This window comes from Dyella sp. CR10 (assembly GCF_055814425.1).
Map to the genome: position 1 here is coordinate 3,521,767 of NZ_CP185986.1, position 18,581 is coordinate 3,540,347.

The 18,581-nt window shown below is 68.2% G+C and carries 14 protein-coding genes; 7 read left to right on the forward strand and 7 right to left on the reverse strand.

Annotated elements, in window-relative coordinates; all coding sequences use genetic code 11:
- Positions 1-83: 83 nt before the first annotated feature.
- From ACNR9O_RS15925 to ACNR9O_RS15955, 7 genes are all read right to left on the reverse strand, one after another.
- A complete protein-coding gene (locus tag ACNR9O_RS15925; RefSeq protein WP_473687103.1) occupies positions 84-560 on the reverse strand; it encodes a chemotaxis protein CheW in 477 nt (158 codons plus the stop codon).
- A complete protein-coding gene (locus ACNR9O_RS15930) occupies positions 557-2,365 on the reverse strand; it encodes a chemotaxis protein CheB (RefSeq protein ID WP_473687101.1) in 1,809 nt (602 codons plus the stop codon). Before ACNR9O_RS15930 ends, ACNR9O_RS15925 begins: the two co-directional genes overlap by 4 nt.
- Positions 2,358-8,669: an Hpt domain-containing protein gene (locus tag ACNR9O_RS15935; protein ID WP_473687099.1), complete on the reverse strand. Its 6,312-nt coding sequence runs from the start codon at positions 8,667-8,669 to the stop codon at positions 2,358-2,360. Before ACNR9O_RS15935 ends, ACNR9O_RS15930 begins: the two co-directional genes overlap by 8 nt.
- Positions 8,670-8,774: 105 nt before the next feature.
- Entirely contained in the window at positions 8,775-10,805 is a 2,031-nt protein-coding gene (locus ACNR9O_RS15940) for a methyl-accepting chemotaxis protein (protein ID WP_473687097.1), read from the reverse strand.
- Between the two features lie 114 nt (positions 10,806-10,919).
- Positions 10,920-11,453, reverse strand: coding sequence for a chemotaxis protein CheW (locus tag ACNR9O_RS15945; protein WP_473687095.1), 534 nt, complete (start codon positions 11,451-11,453; stop codon positions 10,920-10,922).
- Between the two features lie 10 nt (positions 11,454-11,463).
- Positions 11,464-11,835: a response regulator gene (locus tag ACNR9O_RS15950; protein WP_473687093.1), complete on the reverse strand. Its 372-nt coding sequence runs from the start codon at positions 11,833-11,835 to the stop codon at positions 11,464-11,466.
- Positions 11,836-11,866: 31 nt separating this feature from the next.
- A complete protein-coding gene (locus ACNR9O_RS15955; protein WP_026633542.1) occupies positions 11,867-12,220 on the reverse strand; it encodes a response regulator in 354 nt (117 codons plus the stop codon).
- 140 nt (positions 12,221-12,360) lie between these two features.
- Here ACNR9O_RS15955 and ACNR9O_RS15960 point away from each other — a divergent pair, with 140 nt between their 5' ends.
- From ACNR9O_RS15960 to ACNR9O_RS15990, 7 genes are all read left to right on the forward strand, one after another.
- Positions 12,361-12,558, forward strand: coding sequence for a hypothetical protein (locus ACNR9O_RS15960; RefSeq protein WP_473687089.1), 198 nt, complete (start codon positions 12,361-12,363; stop codon positions 12,556-12,558).
- Between the two features lie 41 nt (positions 12,559-12,599).
- A complete protein-coding gene (gene gshB, locus ACNR9O_RS15965) occupies positions 12,600-13,583 on the forward strand; it encodes a glutathione synthase (RefSeq protein WP_473687087.1) in 984 nt (327 codons plus the stop codon).
- On the forward strand, positions 13,580-14,446 hold the full coding sequence (locus tag ACNR9O_RS15970; RefSeq protein WP_473687085.1) for an energy transducer TonB: 867 nt from the start codon (positions 13,580-13,582) through the stop codon (positions 14,444-14,446). Before gshB ends, ACNR9O_RS15970 begins: the two co-directional genes overlap by 4 nt.
- Before the next feature lie 92 nt (positions 14,447-14,538).
- Complete coding sequence (locus tag ACNR9O_RS15975; protein ID WP_473687083.1) at positions 14,539-15,108, forward strand: YqgE/AlgH family protein; 570 nt, start codon at positions 14,539-14,541, stop codon at positions 15,106-15,108.
- Complete coding sequence (gene ruvX / locus ACNR9O_RS15980; protein WP_473687081.1) at positions 15,105-15,557, forward strand: Holliday junction resolvase RuvX; 453 nt, start codon at positions 15,105-15,107, stop codon at positions 15,555-15,557. Before ACNR9O_RS15975 ends, ruvX begins: the two co-directional genes overlap by 4 nt.
- A gap of 21 nt (positions 15,558-15,578) precedes the next feature.
- Positions 15,579-16,508, forward strand: a complete 930-nt coding sequence (locus tag ACNR9O_RS15985) for an aspartate carbamoyltransferase catalytic subunit (protein WP_473687079.1) — start codon at positions 15,579-15,581, stop codon at positions 16,506-16,508.
- A gap of 106 nt (positions 16,509-16,614) precedes the next feature.
- Positions 16,615-18,402 carry a hypothetical protein gene (locus tag ACNR9O_RS15990; RefSeq protein ID WP_473687077.1) on the forward strand — a complete coding sequence of 596 codons (1,788 nt, stop codon included), beginning with the start codon at positions 16,615-16,617 and terminating at the stop codon, positions 18,400-18,402.
- Positions 18,403-18,581 lie beyond the last annotated feature (179 nt).

Consider the following 18,581-nt stretch of genomic DNA (forward strand, 5'->3'; position numbering starts at 1 on the left):
ATGGATATCCCCTAACCGCCGAACGGATCCCTACCGTTCAATAACATCTAAGATAGTTAGACACTCGTGAACTGGATGTCTTATCAGCCAACCAAGTCCAACATCTCACCGAGCTGCCCCTCAATCCCCTCAAGATCCGGAATCACCGCCACGTCATCCCGCACCAGCACCTGCGCCTTCACACCCGGCGGCAACGGCACGCCATCGTGCGTGGGAATGATCAGCTCTGCATTGAGCGTGGTCAGACGCGGAAAACCCTGCGTCACGACAGCCACGAACGGCAACTTCGGATTGCCACCAAGCGCCTTCAACACAGCAACACGCATCGCCAACGTCGGATCACCCTCTTCCGCGCCGGCCAGCTTGGTGAACGACACCAATGGCACGCGCCAGCCGCGCCATGAGATACGGCCGAGCAACCACTCCGGTGCATCCTCCACCGGCTCGGGCGTGGGCAGGGTGATGACTTCGGCCACGGTGGCGTTGGGCAGCAGCAGGCGCAGGTGGCCTACGGGGATCAGCACGCAACGGATTTCGCGCGGCAGGGGCTGCTCGCTCATCGCTGGAGTTCCTCTTCGATCAAACGTGCCGCCAGATCGGTCGGCGTTCCAGTGAAACTTGCCAGGCGCTCGGCTTCCACGCCGTGCACCATGTCGGCGTAGTGGTCGCCGGACGCCAGCTCCACCCACACCCTGCCGCCACGGTCGTGCACGGCTTGCGCGCCGGCAACCGCATCGGTACCGGGGCCGGCGAAGACGATGGCGACGGCGTCGCGGCCGAAGACGTTGGCGGCGGCGGTGAAGGTGACGTCGATCGACGGGTTCTGGAAGGAGAACACTTCGACCACTTCGGATTCGACGCGGCCGTCGCGCAGCAGGCGCACTTGCCGGTTGGCGGGCACCAGCAGCACTTCGCCGGCACGCGCGCGTTCGCCGTGGGCGGCAATGCGCACGGGCAATGCGGAGCGCTTGGCCAGCTTTTCCGCCAACGCATCCACCGAGGCTGCGCCTTGATGCTGCGTGAGCAGCACGGCCATGCGCAGGCTGGCCGGCAGCGCGGCGAGGAATTCGCACACCGAATCGGTGCTGTCCACCGTGGCGCCAAGCAGCAGCACGCGGCCGAGCGCGCTTTCCAGCTCGCCCAGCTGCATTTCGTGGCCGAAGGATTCGAAATCCGTCGGCGCGATGGCCTCTTCGATCGACACCAGCTCCAGCGTCATGCGCGGCTGCACAGTGGGCTCGACGGTTTCCACGTCGAGCGCGAGGTAATCCTCGGCGCTCATTTTCTCGATGCCGAAATCGTGCGTCTCCACGTCAGCGGGCATGCTGGTGGCGTCATCGTCCACCAGCGACCAGCCGGTATGCAGCGCCTCGGCGGCGGAGAGTTTCTCCACCTTGATGGGCGTGTCGGCGGGCATGAAGCTTTCGTCCAGCGGCGCGAGCGCGAGATGGTCGAGCTGGAACGCGGGACGTGGTGCGCTGGGCGGCGACGCCAGCGGCTCGGTCGGCACGCTCGCGGTGAGTTCGTCGGCCCGCGGCAGCGGCGCCGGGCCCTGGGTCATCAAGGCATCCGAGCTGAACTTGCTGCCAGGCAGCGGCGGCGGCTCGACGCGCTTGCGCTCCTCAGGGGCGCTTGCGGCGTGCTCGCCGAATGTGCCGTCGTGCAGCTCGGGCATCTGGTCGCCGAAATCCTTCAGGCCGCTGCCGAAGTCGTCCTCGGCGACGGGCTCGCCGGCATCATCGGCGGCCAGCAGTGCTTCGAGTTCCGCGGCGAGCGATTCGGACGCATCGGCCGCTTCGCCCATGGCGGGGGACAACAAGACTTCGGGCGACGCCTCGTCGTCGAGCATCGGCGCCACTGCTTCCGCGAAGGCAGGCCCCGCCTCCGCAACCGCCGCTTCGGGCGCTGCTTCGATGTCGGCGAACGCCATCGCCACCGGCGCCTCGGCGACAGCCGCCACCGCAGGCGCTTCGGCGGCGCGCGCCACCGGCGTTTCCACCGCCAGCGCGTCGGCCGGGCGCGGCGGATCGATATCGCCGTCGGCCAGTACTTTCACGGCGAGATGGCGCGCCCAGCGCGCGCGATCCCAGCCGTCCAGGCCGCGACTGGCCTGGGCGTCGTTGAACACGACGCGCGGCTGGTCGCCGTCGATCACGTCGTACAGGCGATCGATGTCGTCGGCCGCCTCATCGTCCAGGTTCACCACCACCACGTGAGCGCCCGTGCTTTGCAGCAGCTCGCGGCTCAACGTGGCGATGCCGCCCTCGTGCACGATACGGGCGCCGCGTTCACGCAGCGCCTCGCGCAGGTGGGACCCCAGTTCCGCATCGTCGAACAGCAGCGCAACGGCCGGGGCTTCAGCCATGGGCGGACTCCGTCGCCTGATCCTGCAGCGCACGCTGCTCCAGCACTTCGCTGATCTGCGCCAGCAGTTCGGCTTCCTGGTACGGCTTGCCGAGGTAGCGGTCCACGCCGATGTCGAACGCGCGCTGGCGATGCTTATCGCCGGTACGCGAGGTGATCATGATGATCGGCACGTTGCGCAGGCGCGGATCGCCCTTCATCTGCTCTGCCAGTTCGAAGCCGTCCATGCGCGGCATTTCGATGTCGAGCAGCATCAGGTCGGGCACGCGCTCGTGCAGTTTCTCCAGCGCATCCAAGCCGTCCTTCGCGGTGTGCACTTCGTATTCGTGGCGCTCCAGCACGCGGCCGGTGACCTTGCGCATGGTGATGGAGTCGTCGACCACCATCACCAGCGGACGGATGCGCTCCTCCTCGATGATCGGCAGCTCGACCGCGGTGAGGCCGCTGGCCAGACGCTCCTGGCGACGCACGATGCCGTGACGCACCAGTGGCGGCAGATCCAGAATCACCAGCACCGAGCCGTCGCCCATGATGGTGGCGCCGAGGATGCCCGGCACCGAACTCACCTGAGGGCCGACCGACTTCACCACGATTTCGCGCGAGCCGATCACGGCGTCGATGCGGATCGCGGCGCGCAGGTCGCCGGCGCGGGTCAGCAGCAACGGCAGCTGTTCGTCGCCCGGATGGCCGGCGGCAATGCCGAGCAGCTCGGCCAGGTCGTGGATGCCGTACTGCTCGCCGCCGTACTGGAAGGTCGGCTCGTACTCGGCCATGCGCGCAACCAGTTCGGCTGGGCTGATGCGGGCCACGCCCTGTACCGAGGTCATCGGAATGGCGAAGGTCGCCTCGCCGATGCGCACCAGGATGGCCTGGGTCACCGCGAGGGTGAACGGGAGGCGCAGCACGAAGGTCGTGCCCTGGCCCGGCTGCGATTCGACCGCGATGGAGCCGCCGAGCTGCTTGATCTCGTTGGCCACCACGTCCATGCCCACGCCGCGGCCGGCCAGCTGCGTGACGCTGCTGGCGGTAGAGAAGCCCGGCTGGGTGATCAGGGCGAGCAGCTGGTCGTCGCTGGGACGGCTGTCGGCGCGCAGCAGGCCACGCTCGATGCCGCGCTTGCGCACGGCCTCGCGATCGAGGCCGCGGCCGTCGTCGGTGACGCGCACCACCACCTCGGTGGCTTCGCGCGCCACGCGGATGCGCACCGCGCCTTCGGCCGGCTTGCCCGCCTTGCGGCGTTCTTCCGGCGTCTCGATGCCGTGCGCCACAGCGTTGCGCAGCATGTGCTCGAACGGCGCCTTGAGGCGATCGAGCAGGTTGCGATCCATTTCGCCGTGCGCGCCTTCCACGAACAGCTGGGCGCTCTTGCCCTGCTCCTGCGCGGCCTGGCGCAGCGTGCGGCGCAGGTTCGGCACCATCGTGTCGAACGGCAGCATGCGTGTGCGCAGCAGACCATCCTGCAGTTCCGAACTCACGCGCGACTGCTGGATCAGCAGCGTCTCGGCCTGACGGGTCAGGTCGTCCAGCATGCTCTGGATCGACACAAGGTCGGATACCGACTCGGCCAGCGCACGTGAGTACTGCTGCAGCTGCGAGTAGCGATCGAGCTCGAGCGGATCGAACACGCTCATGCCCGCTTCGCGATGCTCACGCTGGAAGCGCGCGATGATCTGCGCTTCGGTCTCGATTTCCAGCATGCGCAGCTGACTGCGCAGACGCTGCACGGTCTGATCCAGCTCGACCAGGTTGAAGCGGTAGCCGGCTACCTGCTGTTCGAGGCGCGAACGGTAGATCGCCACCTCGCCGGCATGATTGACCAGCGTGTCGAGCAGCTCGGAACGGACGCGGATCTGCTCCTGCGGACCGCGCGATTCGTCGAACTGGTTCTCTTCCGGCAGCAGTTCGGGCAGCTGCGGGGCACGTTCGGCCGGCGCGACGGCGCCGTCCATTTCGGCGGGCATCGTCGTTTCGCCGGCCATGCCGAGGAAGCGATCGATCAGTGCCTGCGGGTACTCGACGCCGCGGCCCTGCGACATGCGCTGCACCAGACCGTGCAGCGTATCGAAGCCGCTTTCCAGCGCGCGGATCAGCTCGCCGGTGCGCGCCGGGTCGTGGCCGACCGGGCTTTCCAGCAAGGTTTCGATCGCGTGGGTGAGATCGCCCACCGGCACCATGCCGGCAATGCGCGCACCGCCCTTGAGCGTGTGCAGATCGCGCTGCAGGCTGGCCAGGTGCTCCGCTTCGGTCGGCTCGGCGCGCCACTGCGCCAGCACGCCGTCGGAGTGGTCCAGGATCTCGCGCGCTTCCTCGGTGAAGATCTCCAGCAGATCCGGATCGATCTGGTCGTTGGTCCAGCTGCCGGCGTACTCGTTGGATGCCGTGTCGGCATGCGCCACGAGCGGAGCGACCTCGGGCGCTTCTTCGATCGGCGCCTCGACCACCGGCTCGGCCGCCGCGATCGGTTCCGGCGCGATGTCGGGCTCGGCCTCGACGGACGGCTCGGCGACATGCTCGTCCACCGGCTCGATCGTGTGCTCCACCGCCGGCACGTCGACGTGTTCGACGATGGGCTCGGCCACCGGCTCGATCACCGGCGCCAGATCGGCGAAGGACTCGGCTTCGAATACCGGGCCGACCTCGGCTTCTTCGACGTGCGCGTGAGCAGCGACAGGCTCATCGATGACAGACGGCGCTTCGGCAACCACCGGTTCCAGCGACACGTGCGTCGCCGGCGCATCCGCCAGCTCGGCCAGTTCGGCATCGACCAGCGCATGCGCGTGGACCAGCTGTTCGTCCGCCGGCTCGACCGAGTCGAGCGACAGTTCGATGTTCTCGCTGTCCTGGACGGCGCCGAGATCGACGCCTTCCAGTTCCATCGTCTCGATACCGGCCTCGTCGAACGCGAGGGTGTATTCCTGCGTCGTGGCGTGGGCGGCTTCGTTCGCCGGCAGGGCCTGCGCGGGCTCGTCGTCGACTAGGTCGCCGTACAGCGCGGCGAAATCGTCGATGCCGGTTTCGCTGACCGGCGCCGGCGTGGCGGCGACGCTGTCGTGCAGCGCTTCGGCGTCGTGCGTTTCCGGCTGGGCGGCTTCGAAGTCGCCCAGCGCCGCCATCAGCTCGGCGGTGAAGTCGTCCACCGGCGCTTCGGTCGTGGCCGGCGCGGCGTGTTCGCCGTGCGGCGAAGCCAGCTCGCCCGGCTGCACCGGCATGGCGGCATCCAGCGCCGCGGCCAGTGCACCTTCGTCGGCCTCGCCTTCGGCGGCCAGGTCGTCGGCCAGCGGTTCGAACAGCACGTGCGCGACCTGGGGTTCCGGCTGCGCGTCGCGCAGCTCGATCAGGCGCTGGATCAGCGCGTCCAGCTCCGGCAGCTGCGGATGCTCGGCGTCGAACTGGCCCATGATGTAATCGACGGCATCGGCACTCTTGCCGAGCAGATTCACGCCTTCCACCGACAGCGGCCGGTTGCCGGCGCGCAGGCGCTTGAGCAGGCTTTCCAGCGGCGACAGCAGCTGGGTCAGCAGCGGGATGTCGACCATCGCGATGGCGCCGTGCAGGGTGTGCACGGCGCGCAGCAGGCTGTCGTCCACGCGCAGCTCGCCGCTGACGCGGTTGATCGCGTGGCGGATGGTCTGCAGGTACTGCGCCACTTCGCTGCGCAGGATTTCCAGCAGCACCGGATCGACCGGCGGCAGCACCGGCGCAGCAATCGTCTCGTGCACTGGTGTGGGCGCCAAGGCTTCCGGCGCCGGCTCGATGTGCGCAAGCGTGGCGGCCGGAATGGCGTCGGCGGCCACCTGCGTGCGCGGCACGCGGCGACGCACGATGCGGCGCACCGTCTCGGTGGCGGCGGGCTTGAGATCTTCGACGCGGGCGTCTTCCTGGCCGCCGGCCAGGCGGTCTGCCGTTTCCATGATCGCGGCCAGCGGCGCGGTCGGCGCGCCCTCGCCCATCAGCGCGGCGCGCAACTGCGGCAGTGCGTCGATGGCGTGGCCGACCAGAGCCTGCACGTTGGGCGTCGTCGCGATGCTGTGGTCGAGCACGCGGTTGAGCATGTTCTCGATCTTCCACGCGTACTCGCCCAGCGCCGAGGCGCCGACCAGGCGGCCCGAGCCCTTGAGCGTGTGGAACGAGCGGCGGATCGAGGTGATGGCGTTCTGGTGTTCCGGATCGGCCAGCCACTTCTGCTGCGCTTCGCGCAGGTTATCGATCTCTTCCTGCATTTCTTCCAGGAAGATCTCGCGGATGTCGTCGTCGATGCCGTCGACGCTGACCTGGAAGCCGGCGTGAGCGTTGATGGCATCGGCTGCCGGCGCTTCTTCGACGACTTCTTCTTCGATCTCGATCCAGTCGTCTTCGTCGCTGGTGCCGGAAACGACCGGTGCGGACATGTGCTCGGTATCGACCAGGCGCAGGCCGGCCAGCTCGTGCGCGGAGGGCATGGGCGTGACGGCGTCGCCGACCACCAGGCCGCCGAGGTCATGACCCGGGGCGAGGCTGACGCTCTCGGTAAGCTCGTGCTCGGTGGTGATTTCCGGCGCGAAGGCCGGCGCGGGCGCGGCGGCTTCGGCTTCCGCCTCGGCCAGCGCGGTGCGCGGCGGCGGGGGCGGCCAGTAGCCGAGCGTGCTCAGGCTGTGCTCGGCCACGTCGAGGATATGTTCCAGGCCGCCGCGGTGTTCGCGCGCGGCTTCGAGGTAGTACTCCAGCGCAGCCAGCGCGTCGGCCAGGTGATCCATCTGCGCGCTGCTGGGCACGCGGCGGTCGCTCAGCAGCTCGTTGCCGACGAAGCGGCCAATGCCTTCGGCCAGCTCGGCCGGTCGCGGCGCGGTGAGCATGCGCATGGCGCCGGCCACTTCGTCCATCAGGCCCGGGACGTCGGCCAGCTCCTGGTGGCGCCAGCCCGACTCGATGAAGGCGACGATGGCCTCCTTCACCTTGCTGGTGTTGGCGGTGGCCTCGTGCATGAGCGTGGCGAGAATGTGCCGCGCCTCGCTGCGCGGCAACAGGTTCGCCGGCGTTTCCGGAGCGATTTCCTCTTCGGCGCCAAGGCTCTCGATGTGGTCGTCCAGCGAGGCTTCGACGTAGAGCAGCGCGCCGGCCACGTCGAGCAACAGCTCTTCGTCGGGCGCGCGCAGGCGGTTGGCAATGTCTTCGAGCACGCGGCGCTGCTCGGTCACCACGCGGCGCGGCACGCCGAGGGCGAGCATGCCCAGCGTGTCGCCCACGCGCTCGAGCACCTGCGTCTGCTCGCTGAGCGACGACGGGTCGGCGCCGGACTGGCGCAGGAACAGGTCGAGCGCTTCCTTCACGCGCAGCAGGTCTTCCTTGATCGCCTTGGCGACGGAATCCAGCAGCGCGCGGTTGTGGCCGGACATCGAACCACGGGCATGTTCCAGCTCGCCCGCGTCGGGCAGCAGGTGATCCAGACCGTAGGTACGGGCCAGCTGGTCCATGCGCGGGCTTCGCTGCTTGGACTGGGCCACCACGTAAAGCAGTTTGCGCGCCAGCTCGTCGGCATCGCCGCCGCGCATGGACGCTTCGCCCTGTTCGATCAACTGGCGGATGCTGCGATCGACCTTGCCGATCAGCTGGCGCACTTCGCCGGCCTGGGCCTTGAGCATGCCCTGCTGCAGACCTTCCAGTACGCCGGCGGTGATCCACCACAGGCGGCGGCCCGGCACGCTGTAGCAGCGCGCGGCGATCGCATCGAGCGTGCCGACCATGCCGGCCAGCTGCTGCTCGGCGGCCTGGCCACGGAACCACGCCAGCAGCTGCTGCTGGAAACGCAGGCGCAGCTCGGCGATACGGCCGTGCATGCGCTCGGCTTCGTCCTGGTTGAGCGCAGCGGGCGCGTTGTCCGGCAGCGCGGCTTCCAGGTTGGGCGAGAACAGCGCGGACTCGTGCAGCGCCTGCTGGCCGCGGCTGGCACGCAGCTCGTTGAGCAGCGGCAGCAGCACCACCGGTACGTCACGGTGGCCGCCGGACAGGCGTTCGAGGTAGTCCGGCAGCTGCATCAGGCCGCGCATCATCGCGGCATACGCTTCCTCGCGCTGGGTGACGTGGCCTTCGAGCAGCGCGATGGCGAGGTTTTCCATTTCCTCGGCCACCAGCGCGGCGCCGTACAGCTCCACCATGCGCAAGGTGCCCTGCACCTGGTGCAGGCTGTCCGCGCACGAGCGCATGACGCCGCGGTCGCCCGGGTTCTCGACGTAGGCCTCCAGCGCTTCGCGCGCGATGGACAGCGTCTCGTCAAGTTCGGGCTTGACCCACTGCAGGGTGGTGAAATCGATGTGGTCTTGAAGTCTCATGCGCCCCTCTCAGCGGCCGCGCAACACGCGTCACGCAACCGTCGAGGTTGCCCCCCTGTCCTCGGACGCGCCCTTGCCTGGCAAGCGCGCGCCCGTACCGTTGTGTCAGCCCGGCAGCTTGAAGTGAGCCACCGAACGTCGCAGGTCGCTGGCCAGCTGGGCCAGATAACCGATCGAGTCGGCCGTCTGGCTCGCGCCCTGCGAGGTCTGCGAGGTGATTTCCTGGATCGCGTTCATCGACTGCGAGATGTCCGTCGCGGCGATGGATTGCTCGCGCGCCGCGGCCGAGATGTTCTGAATCAGTGCGGACAGGTCGTGCGACACGCGTTCGATGTCGCCCAGCGCGCTGCCCGCGTCCTCGGCCTTGCGGGCGCCGGCCACCACTTCGGCGGTGGTCTGCTCCATGGAGTTGACCGCTTCGTTGGTGTCCGACTGAATCGCCTGCACCAGCGTTTCGATGCGCTTGGTCGCGCTGGCCGAGCGTTCGGCCAGGCGCTGCACTTCGTCCGCCACCACCGCGAAGCCGCGGCCCGCCTCGCCCGCCGAGGCCGCCTGGATGGCGGCGTTGAGCGCGAGGATGTTGGTCTGCTCGGCAATGTCGTTGATCAGTTCCACGATGGAGCCGATCTCCTGCGACGACTCGCCCAGCCGCTTGATGCGCTTGGAGGTTTCCTGGATCTGGTCGCGGATCGAGTCCATGCCCGAGATCGTCTCGCGCACCACCTCCGCGCCGTGTGAAGCGATGCGCACGGAGCGCTCGGCCACGTCGGCCGATTCGGCGGAGTCCTTGGACACGTTGTCCATCAGACTGGCGATCTGGTTGATCGCCGAGGTCGCGGTGCTGATCCGCGCCGCCTGGTGCTGCGCGGATTCGGCCAGGTGGCGGGCGGTGGTCTGGGTTTCCTGCGCCGACGACGACACCTGCTCGGAGGTCTCGTTGATCGTGGTCACCAGGGTGCGCAGCTCGTCGATGGCGTAGTTCACCGAGTCGGCGATGGCGCCGGTGATGTCCTCGGTCACGGTGGTCTTCACCGTCAGGTCGCCTTCCGCGAGCGAACCCATTTCGTCCAGCAGGCGCATGATCGCCTCCTGGTTACGCTGGTTCAGTTCCGCCGACTCCTGGAAGCGGCGGCGCTGGTCGCGCACCAGGGTGACCACCAGCAGGCCGGCGAAGGCGGCCGCGCCGATCGCTCCGAGCACGCCCCACCACACGTTGGGGAACAGGCGGCGCAGCGGCAGCTTGCCGATCTGCTCGGACAGTTCGTTCGCGCGCAGCAGCACGTTCTGCGAATCGAGCGAGGCCTGGTTGCCGGCGCGCTTCACTTCCGACAGGTTGCCGCCGGCGCTGACCAGCTTGGAGACCGGATCCTGCAGGCTGTCCCACTTGGTCTGCATGTCGCCGAGGATCTTGCGCGCGTTGGCGTCGTTCATCGAACGCACGCCGACTTCGGCATTGCCTTCCTGCAGACCCTTGAGCACCGAGCCGTACAGCTGGCCGTCGCGGGCCAGGCCGTCGGCGGCCGGCTGCGCGGCGTCGCCGCCCTGCAGGATCTCCTGCACGCGGCGGATCATGCGGTCGGCCAGCAGCATCTGGCGGGCGGAGGTGTAGGTCTGGTCCGCGCTGCCGCCGCGCTGCTGCAGGATGTTCACCACCTGCTCCATGCTGGAGTTCAGCACGGGCAGTTCGCGCGACAGGGTGCCGGCGCGCTGGGCCGAATCCAGCACCAGGGCCTTGTTGGAGAGGATCTTGCCGATGTCCGCGTCCAGCTGCTTCCACGCGCCACTCAGTGCGCCGACCGCTCGGCCCGCGGGCGAGGCGCTGTTGTCGGCGTAGGCCTGCATGCCGCTCTTGGCGTCGCCGGCATTCAGGCGCTGCACCGCCGAGTCGATGGCGTTGCGGTTGGTCTCCAGCTCCTTGAAGGAGTCGACGTTACCGTCGGACGCTTCCAGCGCGTACTTCGCCGTCTGCTGCGACAACACCTGGATCTGCGTGGTCAGGCCGATGGCCTGGCGGTCTTCGCTGTTCTTCGCGTTGAGCATGAAGAAGTCCAACGCCGCGAAGCCGATCGCCGCAACCAGCAAGACGATGAGGCCGGTATAGCCCCGTTCCTTGCCGACGCCCCCTGTAGTGCTCATGTTCGTTTCCTCACCCGTCTCGAAGCCGCGCCGGTCGCCCGGTGCGGCTGGGTCTGAAGCCCCTGATTCCGGCCGCGACCCGGCGCCGGTCCTACGTGATGCAGCGTTATGTCGTCAGGCCGCGGCCTGACGGAAGTCCGGCGCGCGTACCAGCCGCCCCATGCTGAATACCGCCAGCCGGGGCTCGCCCACCCTCTCGTCGACGAAGCGCGACAGGCGCGGATCGTCCTCCTGCTCGGCGGATCGGCGCGCCTCGGTATCGACCGTGCGCTGCCCGAACACTTCGTCCACCAGCAGGGCCACGTTGCCCGCACCCTGGCGTACCACCAGCAGGCGGCTGCGCTCGGTCTGCAAGGTGCGCTCGCCGAACAGGAAGCGCCCCAGGTCGACCACCGGCACCAGGTTGCCGCGCACGTTGGCCACGCCCAGCAGCCAGGACTGCGTGCCCGGCACGGGCGTCAGCGTCGGCACTGCCAGCAGCTCGCTGATCTCGTCGATGCCGCTGACGAACAGGCGGGCGCCGACGCGATAGCCGATGCCGCGCCACAGGCCCGGGGCCTCCAGCTTCTCCGGCGTATCGGAGGCGTGCGCCAGCGACAGGCGCTCGTAGCGCGCGAGGATCTCGAACGGGGAAAGGGTCTGGCTCATGGGGCGGACCTCATGCTGCGCTGGGCAGCAGGTCGTTGATGCATGCCAGGAGTTCCTTCTCGTTCACCGGCTTGGTGATGAAGGCGCGGGCACCCTGGCGCAGGCCCCAGACGCGATCGGTCTCCATGGATTTGGTGGTGATCATCACGATCGGTACGTCCTTGGTCACCGGGTCGCGCGTCAGCGTACGCGTCGCCTGGAACCCGTTCATGCCGGGCATGATCACGTCCATGATGACCAGGGCGGGCAGCTCGGCGCGCACGCGCTCGATGCCTTCCTCGGCATTGTTGACCGAATCGACCTTGTGACCGGCGCGCTCGAGCAGCGTGGTGAACACGCGCACGTCGGTCGGCGAGTCGTCGATGATGAGAATGTTGGCCACAGGTCCCCCTCAGCCCCTGTAGTCGGTGGTCTTACACCGTGACATGACGATGGATGGCTCCAAGCAGTTCGTCGCGGGTGAACGGCTTGGTCAGATACTGCTCCGCGCCCACGATGCGGCCCCGGGCCTTGTCGAACAGGCCGTCCTTCGAGCTGAGCATGATCACCGGCGTGGACCGGAACTGCGGATTGTTCTTGATGAGCGCGCAGGTCTGATAGCCATCGAGGCGCGGCATCATGATGTCGACGAAGATGATGGCGGGCTTCTGGTCAGAGATCTTGGCGAGCGCCTCGAAACCGTCGACGGCCGTAAGCACGTCGCAACCTTCCTTCTTCAGCAAGGTTTCCGCCGTGCGGCGGATGGTCTTGGAGTCGTCGATCACCATGACCTTGAGACCGGCCAGGCCATTTCCACTTATGTTCAAGTTCACACACCCCCCTGTGACCCGCCCCAGGCTCTCAGGTAAGACACGAAGCCGACAGCGCGGGGCCGTCGGCTCCATGTGGACGAATAAGAATCCCGCAAATGATTGCCCACCACATTGCCCGCTCGGTCGGCGGACAGTTGTGCGTGCTGTTTACCGCCTGCCCGGCGTGCCGTCAAGCCAAAATCCTCGTGGTTGAGCCGTGCGCCACGCCTTCAAGACAAGGCCGGGCAGCCTTGCCGCCTGTCATGCGCGTCGGCGAACATGCGCGCCATTCCCACCCCGTCGAGCCGAAGTGAAAGCGGCCACCCTACGGGACCCCCACTACCGGAGAATGACGATGGCCCTCTCGGTCGCCGTGCTGATGGATCCCATCGGCGCCATCAAGATTGCCAAGGACACCACCTTCGCCATGCTGCTGGAAGCCCAGCGGCGCGGCCATGCGCTCTTTTATACGGAACAGGGCGACCTGGCCGTGCGGGACGGCCGCGCCTGGGCCCGCCTGACTCCGCTCACCGTGAAGGACGACCCGTCCGGCTGGTTCAGCCTGGGCGAACCCCGCTGGCGGGACCTGGCGGAGATGGACGTGCTGCTGATGCGCAAGGACCCGCCGGTCGATTCCCAGTTCATCTACGACACCATGGTGGCGTCGCTGGCCCAGCGCGCCGGCGTGATGGTAGTGAACGACCCGCAGGCCCTGCGCGACTGCAACGAAAAGATGTACGCGCTGGACTTCAGCCAGTGCATGGCCCCCACCCTGCTGTCGCGCGACAAGGGCGAGCTGCGGCGCTTCGTGGCCGAGCACGGCGAGGTGGTGCTCAAGCCGCTGGACGGCATGGGCGGGCGCGGCATCTTTCGCGTGCGCAGCGGCGACAGCAACCTCAATTCGATGCTGGAAACCCTGCTGAGCGGCGGCCTGCACAACGGTGGCGGCCATGCCCAGTTCGTGATGGCGCAGAAGTTCATCCCGCAGATCAGCGCGGGCGACAAGCGCATCCTGGTGGTGGACGGCGAAGCGGTGCCCTACGCGCTGGCGCGCATCCCGCAGGGCGACGAGTTCCGTGGCAACCTGGCGGCCGGCGGCCGCGGCGAAGGCGTGCCGCTGACCGAGCGCGACCGCTGGATCATCAGCCAGATCGCGCCTGAGCTGAAGCAGCGCGGCCTGCTGTTCGTGGGGCTGGACGTGATCGGCGACTACCTCACTGAGATCAACGTCACATCGCCGACCTGCGCCCGCGAACTGGACAAGCAGTTCGGCCTTAATATCTGCGGCCAATTGTTCGACGTCATCGAACACCATATCCACGGAAAGCGGTCCGCGTGAGCCAGCCTGCATCTGCACCCCGGGGCGCCGATCTGATCGGCGCCACCTTGCTGTTTTCGCTGTTGCTGCACGGCGTGCTGGTGCTCGGCATCACCTTCGGCTACGTCAAGCCGCACCCCAGCCTGCCCACGCTGGACGTGACCCTGGTGGACGTGGCCAACCGCGAGCGGCCGGAGAAGGCCGACTTCCTGGCCCAGGCCAACAACAGCGGCGGCGGCGAAAGCGACAAGGCCGCGCGGCCGTCTCAGCCGTTCTCCGGCCCGCTGCCCAAGCCCGAGCCGGGCGTGGCCGAGCACGAACAGCAAGCCGCGACGATGCGCCCGCAGGAAGCCACTCCCGACAAATTGCTGACTACCACCGGCAACAGCCGCTTCAGCGTGAACTCCGACAGCGCCCAGCCGGACAAGACCGACAGCCCCTTGCCCACCGCCGATACCGATCGCGCGCGCATGGAGGCCGCCCAGCTGGCGGCCGAGAAGCGCCGCATGCAGGAGGCGTACGCCAAGCGCCCGAAAAGGAAGTTCATTTCCTCCAACACCAGCGAGTACGCCTACGCCGGCTACATGCGCAACTGGGTGGATCGGATCGAGCGCATCGGCAACCTGAATTACCCGGACGCGGCCCGCCGCCAGAAACTGCACGGCGACGTGCTGCTCACGGTCACCCTGGACCGCGAGGGCAAGGTGATGAACATCGAGGTGATCGGCAGCTCCGGCCAGAAGGTCCTGGACCAGGCCGCCGAGCGCATCGTGCGCCTCGCCGCGCCATTCCCGCCCCTGCCGCAGGGCGGCGACCGGGTGGACGAGCTGCACATCACGCGGACCTGGCAGTTCCAGGCCGACAACGTGCTGCATACGCGGTAGCCGGGCGGCAGCGCCAACTTCAGGTTGCGCGATCCGCGCGCCGCCGCTCCGCTTCACCCCCACCTAGCATCCCCAGCGCTTACAATGCCCGCATGAGCGCGCCCCGTCCTTCGTCCCTCGCCGGCCACTTCCTCATCGCCATGCCCAGCCTGGCCGAGCCGCCCTTCTCGCGCGGTGTCGCCTTCGTCTGCCAGCACGACGACGACGGCGCGGTGGGGTTGCTGATCAACCAGCTGTCCGAATACCGCATGGGCGACGTGCTCAAGCAGATGAAGCTTGAATGCGACGACCCCGAAGTGGCCGACCTGCCCGTGCTGATCGGCGGCCCCGTGCAGCAGGAGCGCGGCTTCGTGCTGCACCGCGAGCCGGGTCACTGGGAATCCAGCTACCGCATCGACGATCACTGGTCGGTGACCACCTCGCGCGACATCCTGGTCGCCATGGCGGCGGGCGAAGGTCCGCGCCAGGCCCTGATGGCGCTGGGCTACGCCGGCTGGAGCGCCGGGCAGCTCGAGCAGGAGCTGAAGGACAACACCTGGCTGACCGTGGAAGCCAACGAGCGCGTGGTGTTCCATACCCCGCTCGAGGAACGCTGGAGCGCCGCCGCCGGTCTGGTCGGGGTCAATCCGCTCCAGTTGCCGGGCTACGCGGGTCACGCATGAGCTGTGTGTTCGGTTTCGACTACGGCAGCCGCCTGCTCGGCGTCGCGGTCGGCAACCATTTCACTGGCCTGGCCCGAGCGCTCGCGGTAGTGCCGGTGCGCGACGGCGAGCCGGACTGGTCCCGCCTCGATGCCCTGCGCAAGGAATGGCAACCCGACACCCTGGTGATCGGCCTGCCGCTCACCCTCGAAGGCCAGGAACAGCCCGCCAGCCGCGGCGCCCGCCGCCTGGCCGAGCGCCTGCACGACCGCTACGGTCTGCCGGTCGCACTGGTCGACGAACGCCATACCTCGCAGGAAGCCGCGCGCCGGTTTGCCGGCGCGCGCGCCGCGGGCCTGAAGAAACGCAGCGACGCCGCCGCGATCGACGCAGAAGCCGCGGCGGTCATCCTGGAACGCTGGCTGGCCCAGCCCGCCGATATCCTTTCGCCGGCCGATCCGACGCCCTGACCTTACACTTTCGACGCCCCTATGACCTTGCGCCTGCGCCACCTGACCACCCTTGAAAACATGCCGCGCGAGACCATCGAGCGCCTGCTCGACCGCGCCGTCACCATGCGCGACGCCTGCGCGCACGGCACGCGCAAGCTCGACCTGCTCGCCGGGCGCACCATCCTCAACCTGTTCTTCGAGCCCTCCACGCGCACGCGCACCTCGTTCGAACTGGCCGCGCGCCGCCTCGGCGCGGACGTGATCAATTTCGACATCGGCTTCTCCTCCACCAGCAAGGGCGAGGAGCTGTACGACACGCTGCACACGCTCGAAGCGATGCACCTGGACGCGATCGTGGTGCGCCACAAGGCCTCCGGCACGCCGGAGGAACTGGTGCGCCACGCCATGAGCGGCGTATCGGTGATCAACGCCGGCGACGGCAACCGCGCCCATCCCACCCAGGGTCTGCTGGACGCGCTCACCATCCGCCAGCACCGGCCGGATTTCGCCACGCTGGGCGTGGTGATCTGCGGCGACGTGAAGCATTCGCGCGTGGCGCGCTCGGACGTGCATGCGCTCACCGCGCTGGGCGTGCGCGACATTCGCCTGTGCGCCCCGGCCGCGCTGATGCCGGACGAACACGAACTGCCGCAGTGCCAGCGCTTCACCGATTTCGACCAAGCCGTCGAAGGCGCCGACGTAGTGATCATGCTGCGCCTGCAGAAAGAGCGCATGGCCGCCACCGATCTGCAGGACGAGGCCGCCTACTTCCAGCATTACGGCCTGGACGCCCGCCGCCTCGCCCGCGCGGCGCGCAACGCCCTGGTGATGCATCCGGGTCCGATCAACCGCGGCATCGAGATCAGCTCCGACGTGGCCGATGGCGCCCAGTCGCGCATCCTGGAGCAGGTAGGCAACGGCGTATTCGTGCGAATGGCCGTGCTGAGCGAGATGCTGGCGCGACCCTGAGCTGCGCTCCAGCGAGGCCTGTGCCCGCTTTTCGCCCCGCACCGCCCGGGCGAAACGGGCATAATGTGCGGCGCAACAACCCACCTCTTTTATTCAGGGAATCGATATGCGAGTGAGTAAGCGCTACCTGGCGCTGGCTGTCGCCGGCGTGCTGCTGGCAGCCTGCGGCCACAAGGACAAGGATGCCCCGCTGGCCTTCGTGCCGGCCGATACGCCGTACGTGGTGGCCAACCTGGACGTGCTGGATGACGACACCCGCAAGGCGCTGCTCGCCCAGGCCGATGCCCAGCTGCCCAGCCAGCTGGCCCAGCTGAAGTCCGCCGCCGAAGAGATGAGCCAGAAGGACGCCGACACGGCCAACCTGCTCAAGGCCTTCATTGCCGAACTCGACGGCAAGAGCATCGAGGCATTCGCGCAGAACGCCGGCCTCGACATGAAGGGCCATTCGGCCATCTATGGCCTGGGCCTGGCTCCGGTAGTGCGCTTCGAACTGACCGACCCGAAGGCCTTCGACGCCTTCGTGGGCCGCCTCGAGACCGCCTACGGCAAGAAGCTCGACACCGCCACCGAAGGCAGCCAGAGCTACCGCAAGCATGTTTCCGCCGAAGCCGGCACCCAGGTGATCCTGGCCGTGGTCGGCAAGCAGGCGGTGGCCGCCGTGCTGCCGGCCGACGCGTCGCAGCCGCTGCTGCGCCAGGCGCTGGGCCTGGATCGCCCGACCAAGAGCATCCAGGACGACGACCGCCTGCAGAAGCTGGCCAAGGACAAGGGCTACAAGCCGTGGGCCGTGGGCCAGCTCGACCTGGTGCGCCTGCTGCCGCTGGTCGCCAGCGGCAAGGACCCGCTGTTCGCCGCCATGTACAAGGCGCACCAGCAGGCCGAATCGGCCAAGACCGGCGAGCCGGTGTCGACCCAGCCGGCCGTCTCGCCCGCCTGCGAGCCAGATGCCGCGCGCATCGCCGCGCGCATCCCCGCCATGAGCTTCGGCTACACCAAGCTCGACGCCAAGCATCAGGATCTGCGCTGGGACATCGCCCTGGCCAGCGACATCACCCAGGCCTTCGCCGGCCTCAAGGTGGAGCTGCCGGGCCTGGGCGCCGCCGGCGATGCGCCGATGGACGTCAGCCTCGCGTTGCCGATGGCCCAGCTGCGCACCTTCTGGGCCTCGCAGGCCGAAGCCGTGGCCGCCAAGCCGTTCGGCTGCCCCTCGCTGACCAACCTCAACGAAGGCTTCGCCAAGCTGGGCCAGGTGGCGCAGCAGGCGGCGATGCCGCCGTTCGGCGATCTGCTGGGCCTGCGCGTGTCGCTGGACAGCTTCGACGCCGGCACCGAGGGCGGCACGCCCAAGTTCACCGGCCGCGTGCTGGTGGGCAGCACCAATCCGGCCGGCCTGGTCGCGATGGGCAGCATGGCATCGCCCGCGCTGGCACAGCTGAAGCTGACGCCCGGCGGCAAGCCGGTCGCGCTGCCGCCGGAAATGACCGCCGCGCTCGGCCAGCCCGTGTGGGTGGCGATGGGCGACAAGGCGCTGGCGATGGCTATCGGCGAAGGCGAGGAAGGCAAGCTCGACGGCATGCTCAAGGCACCCGCCGGCGATGCCGGCCGCATGAGCCGCGTGCATCTGAGCGGCGACATGTACCTGTCGTGGATCAAGGCCATGGAAGACAAGTCGGACCGCCTCAAGGAGCTGACCGATTCCGTGAACCACGACGAGAACGGCGATGCCGAGGACGGCGACAAGGAAGAGACCGCCAAGGCCGCCTCCGCCGCCGAGCGTGCCAAGGCGCAGTTCGAGACCATGCGCAAGCAGGCCGAGCGCATCCAGTCGATCAGCGGCGAAGTGCATGTGGAAAACGCCGGCCTGGTGCTCACCAGCCAGACCGAGCTGAAGTAATCCTCAGCGAAAGCAAAGCAAGACCCGACGGGGCGCCAGCGGCGCCCCGTCTTTTTTTGCGCGCGGCACTTCTTTCACTGGCTATCCACGATTCGCCTACCTAGAATCCGACGCGCGCCATGACTCGATGAGGCGCCACTAGGCCGGACCCGGCGAAGAGGAAGGCAGGTTCCGGTTTC

What these genes read in the sequence shown, in the direction of transcription:
- ACNR9O_RS15985 (WP_473687079.1), top strand. Translation starts at nt 15,579, where the DNA reads ATGACCTTGCGCCTGCGCCACCTGACCACCCTTGAAAACATGCCGCGC.
- ACNR9O_RS15960 (WP_473687089.1), top strand. Translation starts at nt 12,361, where the DNA reads ATGATTGCCCACCACATTGCCCGCTCGGTCGGCGGACAGTTGTGCGTG.
- ACNR9O_RS15955 (WP_026633542.1), bottom strand. Translation starts at nt 12,220, where the DNA reads ATGGTGATCGACGACTCCAAGACCATCCGCCGCACGGCGGAAACCTTG.
- gshB (WP_473687087.1), top strand. Translation starts at nt 12,600, where the DNA reads ATGGCCCTCTCGGTCGCCGTGCTGATGGATCCCATCGGCGCCATCAAG.
- ACNR9O_RS15925 (WP_473687103.1), bottom strand. Translation starts at nt 560, where the DNA reads ATGAGCGAGCAGCCCCTGCCGCGCGAAATCCGTTGCGTGCTGATCCCC.
- ACNR9O_RS15975 (WP_473687083.1), top strand. Translation starts at nt 14,539, where the DNA reads ATGAGCGCGCCCCGTCCTTCGTCCCTCGCCGGCCACTTCCTCATCGCC.
- ACNR9O_RS15945 (WP_473687095.1), bottom strand. Translation starts at nt 11,453, where the DNA reads ATGAGCCAGACCCTTTCCCCGTTCGAGATCCTCGCGCGCTACGAGCGC.
- ACNR9O_RS15935 (WP_473687099.1), bottom strand. Translation starts at nt 8,669, where the DNA reads ATGAGACTTCAAGACCACATCGATTTCACCACCCTGCAGTGGGTCAAG.
- ACNR9O_RS15990 (WP_473687077.1), top strand. Translation starts at nt 16,615, where the DNA reads ATGCGAGTGAGTAAGCGCTACCTGGCGCTGGCTGTCGCCGGCGTGCTG.
- ruvX (WP_473687081.1), top strand. Translation starts at nt 15,105, where the DNA reads ATGAGCTGTGTGTTCGGTTTCGACTACGGCAGCCGCCTGCTCGGCGTC.
- ACNR9O_RS15930 (WP_473687101.1), bottom strand. Translation starts at nt 2,365, where the DNA reads ATGGCTGAAGCCCCGGCCGTTGCGCTGCTGTTCGACGATGCGGAACTG.
- ACNR9O_RS15940 (WP_473687097.1), bottom strand. Translation starts at nt 10,805, where the DNA reads ATGAGCACTACAGGGGGCGTCGGCAAGGAACGGGGCTATACCGGCCTC.